At 41.1% G+C, this 4,400-nt stretch carries 4 protein-coding genes and 1 pseudogene; 4 read left to right on the top strand and 1 reads right to left on the bottom strand.

Annotation, left to right across the window (positions count from 1 at the left end):
- Positions 1-328, bottom strand: a 328-nt coding sequence (locus tag JQC92_RS21170; protein WP_205001517.1) for an energy transducer TonB, incomplete at its 3' end; no start/stop codon positions are given.
- 251 nt (positions 329-579) lie between these two features.
- Here JQC92_RS21170 and JQC92_RS21165 point away from each other — a divergent pair.
- The 4 genes and pseudogenes from JQC92_RS21165 to JQC92_RS22975 form a co-directional block, all read left to right on the top strand.
- On the top strand, positions 580-843 hold the full coding sequence (locus tag JQC92_RS21165) for a helix-turn-helix domain-containing protein (RefSeq protein WP_205001516.1): 264 nt from the start codon (positions 580-582) through the stop codon (positions 841-843).
- A gap of 33 nt (positions 844-876) precedes the next feature.
- Positions 877-3,546: a toprim domain-containing protein gene (locus JQC92_RS21160; protein ID WP_205001515.1), complete on the top strand. Its 2,670-nt coding sequence runs from the start codon at positions 877-879 to the stop codon at positions 3,544-3,546.
- Between the two features lie 4 nt (positions 3,547-3,550).
- Positions 3,551-3,760, top strand: coding sequence for a hypothetical protein (locus JQC92_RS21155; RefSeq protein ID WP_205001514.1), 210 nt, complete (start codon positions 3,551-3,553; stop codon positions 3,758-3,760).
- Positions 3,760-4,230: pseudogene (locus JQC92_RS22975) on the top strand (recombinase); the annotation flags it as partial. The gene JQC92_RS21155 and the pseudogene JQC92_RS22975, both read left to right, overlap by 1 nt.
- Between the last annotated feature and the right edge of the window lie 170 nt (positions 4,231-4,400).

Below are 4,400 nucleotides of genomic sequence, written 5' to 3'. Positions count from 1 at the left end.
TAGCAGGCTTATACACTCTCCGCTGAAGGCTTAATTTTACTTTTTCAGCAAACAGCCCTTCACCGTTAGACTCAGTAATTTTTACGTCATAAACATTACCGTTTGAATCTACGAGATAAGTAGTAACCACTTTTACAGAGTGCTTCTGTAACAAGTTCCGCTGCTTAAGAGTGAGAATTGCATTTTGCTGATCTTTTTCAGTAATCCAATACTGATTAAACTTCCCTGCTGCGTTAATTGGCTCCGCATTTAAAACTGGTTTTTCAGGAATTGACGAACAGCCAGATACCCAAAAAAATAAAACAGCAGCAAATAATCGCTTAAACATGTCAAGCCTCAAATTTTAAAAAAGTCGAACTATAGACACATCCATAGTCAGAAGCAACAGAGAACCATTCCTAAAACTGTACCAATTCTGATCGTAGCTAACATTTATTATCTCTAAAATTCAATAAGTAAAACACAAACAAATCTCAAGTGACCGTTTCGAGCATTTGAGTTTCTCTACAAACTACTATTCCCGTGGTACATCTATTTACAAAAAAGATACCAACAATAATCACCTTTGGAGTACACGTTATGAGAGCCATTTATCCCAGAGAGCTTAGCCAAGCAGTTAAACAAATTGAATTAAGACATCAAATCGAACAACAAGAAGTGCCGAAAGTTTGGTACACCAAAGCTGAGCTGTGCCGTTACTTTGGCATCAGCTATAACACCTTAAGGCATTGGGAACGCCATAGACACTTTCCCCTATTAGAGCTACAAGATTTTTGCAACGGCCGCTACGACATTAGAAAAATAGACCGATTTCTTCAAAGCCTTTACGAGTTACAACAATAGCGTTCAACTTAACAATTGAGATTGGAGGCTGTGATGAAGTCGGAACTCCATGCTGAAATACTGCGGCGTTTAACGGTTGATTATGATTTTAAAAAGCAAAGCGACCAATATCTACAACAAGGCATTTGCCCAAGCTGCAATAAACGTGAGCTGTATACCCATAAAAACAACCCGTGGTTATTGCGCTGTGGCAGGCTGAACAAATGCGGCAATGAGCTGCACATTAAAGAAATTTACCATGACTTGTTTGAATCATGGAGTGAGCGTTTTCCAAGCCGTGAAGATGCCAAAACAGGTTTAATCACAAACCCAAATGCGGCTGCGGATGCTTACCTTTCCCATGGTCGAGGTTTAAAGCTTTCATTGATTAAAGGTTGGTATCAACAAGGATCTTATTATTGTGGCGAGAAGCAAATCGGCACTGCTACTGTAAAATTTACCTTGAGTAACGGCGCAACATGGGAACGCTTTATCGATAAACCTGAGCGTTTTGGCAGTATGAAAGCTCGTTTCTCAGGCAGTTATAAAGGTTATTGGTGGCAAGTGCCTGACTTTGATATTGCTAAAGTCGTTGAAACCAATGAACTTTGGTTAGTTGAAGGAATATTCGATGCCCTGTCATTGCTGCAAGTGGGCATTACTGCTGTTAGTGTCATGAGCTGTAATAACTTCCCTATTGAGTCATTAAACATCTTTCGGGAACAATTGAACCAAGCCACACCGCCAAAATTAGTGTTTGCCTTTGATACAGGTAAAGCGGGTGAATCCCACACCCTGAAATTTATTGAGCAAGCGAAAAAACTGGGTTGGCAAGCTACGGCAGCGCAACCGCAAACAGGTAAGTTGCAACTGGACTGGAATGATTTACTGCAACGTGAGCGCCTTACGCCTGATCACATCGAGCATTACCGCTACTTAGGTAAATTGTTAATTGCGCCTTCGGCCAAAATCAAAGGCATTTTAATGTACCAGCAAAGCAATCAGCATGAGTTTCCGTTTGAGTTTCAGCTGAGTATGTATTGGTTTAAGTTTCATGCCGATAAATACGACAAAAATACTGACAAAGGCCAAGATGATTTAACCGCATTAAATGAAGCAGCCAGCGTGCAGTTGCTGTGTATGTGCTATCCCCATGCGCTGTATTATCAAGAAAGCCCGGCATCAGATGAAAGCTGGTATTACTTTCAAATCGACTTTCCGCACGGTTTAACCGTCAAGAAAACCTTTACTGGCGGACAAATTACTTCTCATACCGAATTTAAAAAACGTCTGTCTGTGGTTGCGCCCGGTGCCATTTATGAGGGTAATACTTATCAGCTCAACAAGTGGTTTCGACATCACCTTTACAATATTAAGCGAGTTAAGGTCATTGATTTTGTCGGCTACAGTTACGAACACAAATGCTATGTGTTCAATAACATTGCCGTAAAAGATGGTGTGCTTTACCCTATTAATGATGAAGATCATTTCAATATCAAACAGCTGTATATCAAAAGCCAAGACCCTGTGTTAGTCGCACCCAATTATGATTTAACGACTTATAAAGCTGATTTTTTTCATACTCTTTGGCAAGCGTTTTCAGTCAAAGGTGTTATCGCCCTCACCTTTTGGTTGGGCAGTTACTTTGCTGAGCAATGCCGAGATATCTTTGGTGCTTATCCATTTTTAGAATTAGTCGGTGAGCCGGGTACGGGTAAATCCACCCTGATTGAATTTATGTGGAAGCTGTCTGGCCGTAAGAATTACGAAGGCTTTGATCCAATAAAATCCAGTAAGGTCGGTGTTAGTCGTAACCTTGCCCAAGTCGCTAACCTGCCCATTGTTATGATTGAAGCTGACAGAGGTGATACTTCTGCGCCCAGCACCAATGGCTTTCATTGGGATCAATTTAAAACAGCTTATAACGGCCGAGCAGTGCGTTCAACGGGTAATAAGAATAACCAAAACGATACCAACGAACCATTATTCAAAGGCGCTTTGGTTATCAGTCAAAATGCTACTTTAAAAGCCTCACCTGCAATTTTAGAGCGGATCATTCATCTTTATTCTGACCGCAGTAATCACAATGCCGAAACTCGAAGTGCAGTTGATACTATTAGCCGTTGGCCAATGGCTGAACTATCTGGATTTATGATCAAAGCACTGAGCCATGAAAAGCAAATACTGGAGCAGGTTAAAAAGCGGCAACCCGATTTTGAACAATGGTTACGCCAAGAGCCAATGATCAACAACAACCGCATCAGCTTAAATCATTCCATGATGTGCGCTTTCACTGAAGTCCTCGCTTTACTGCTTGATATCAGCCCAACACAAATGGCGTTAGTGTATGAACAACTAAAAGTAATGGCTATTGACCGTGAGCATGTTTGCGGCGCTGATCATCCATTAGTTCAAGAGTTTTGGGAAATTTATGAGTTCTTGGAAGGCAATGAAGATAAGGTAGTCAATCATTCCCGTGATCCACAATATATCGCCATTAACCTTAATCAATTTGCAGAAGAATCAGCCGTTCATAAACAACGAATTCCACCATTAAGTGATCTCAGAACCCTACTTAAAAACAGCCGAGCTTATAAGTTCATTGAATGCAAACCAGTGAATAGTGCCGTCAATGATCGTTTGAATAAGTCTCACCCCCAAATTAATAAACCATCCACCGTGAAATGTTGGATATTTCAATCTAATCGAAAGAAAACAGGATAGATATATGAAACAAAAACTTATGAAAGCAACGAAATGGGTAAACCGTGAATTTGCAAAAGATTCGCAACCTTCACTTGTGACTGTGAGAAAATGGATACAAAATGGTGTCATTGCTGGACGCATGATTAACGGCGGCGCTTATGTCTTCGATGATCAATCCGCAGGACTGGATAGTCATGTTAATAAAATCGTCAAAGACTTAATGAGGTTGTGATGGCCGCCCGCCCCAGAACAATGGCTATGAAAAGTTTGCCCGAGCATCTTTACTTCGATCCTCGCCGTGGCTCCTATCGGCTTAGGCTTATCAGTGGGAAGTTTAAGGTGCTCGGAAAAGAAAGAGAAGTTGCCATTGCTGTTGCAAAAGAATATAACCGTGTTGCCCGTCAAGAGGTCGCTATAACGGTAGAATCTCTACTATCAAGCACCTATGAGTTTGATGAGCCTAGTTTCGGTGATCAAGTCGATAAATTGCTCAAACGGATTATTCATGAAGAACAACCATCAGAAGATTTCATACGCACAATGAAAATTGATGCGGAGCGCACGAAACAATTTTTTTCTGATGTTCCTGCCAGCCATATCACCTTACAGCACGTTAATGAATACCTAGAAGAGCATCACTCTGATGCAAGTGCGAATGTTCATAATCGCAAGGTGTCATGGCTTAAAAAGCTATTCGCTTATGCTATTGATGAAAGCTTGATGGAATCAAACCCAGCGGCATTAAAAAAGGGCTCTTCGTCGTTTCATGTGGATTTGAGTAGATCTGATACAGGGCTAGCAATCATAAAGATCATGGTTATAAATGTTCCTGTATTACGGTAGCCTCTGGCTCGTGCTCTGGCCGCTTGAAA

Origin of the sequence: Parashewanella hymeniacidonis, from assembly GCF_016900895.1 — a bacterium.
GTDB lineage: Bacteria > Pseudomonadota > Gammaproteobacteria > Enterobacterales > Shewanellaceae > Parashewanella > Parashewanella hymeniacidonis.
The sequence above is the reverse complement of the archived record's forward strand: the minus strand, read 5'-3'. Positions and strand labels throughout refer to the sequence as shown.

What these genes read in the sequence shown, in the direction of transcription:
- JQC92_RS21165 (WP_205001516.1), top strand. Translation starts at nt 580, where the DNA reads ATGAGAGCCATTTATCCCAGAGAGCTTAGCCAAGCAGTTAAACAAATT.
- JQC92_RS21160 (WP_205001515.1), top strand. Translation starts at nt 877, where the DNA reads ATGAAGTCGGAACTCCATGCTGAAATACTGCGGCGTTTAACGGTTGAT.
- JQC92_RS21155 (WP_205001514.1), top strand. Translation starts at nt 3,551, where the DNA reads ATGAAACAAAAACTTATGAAAGCAACGAAATGGGTAAACCGTGAATTT.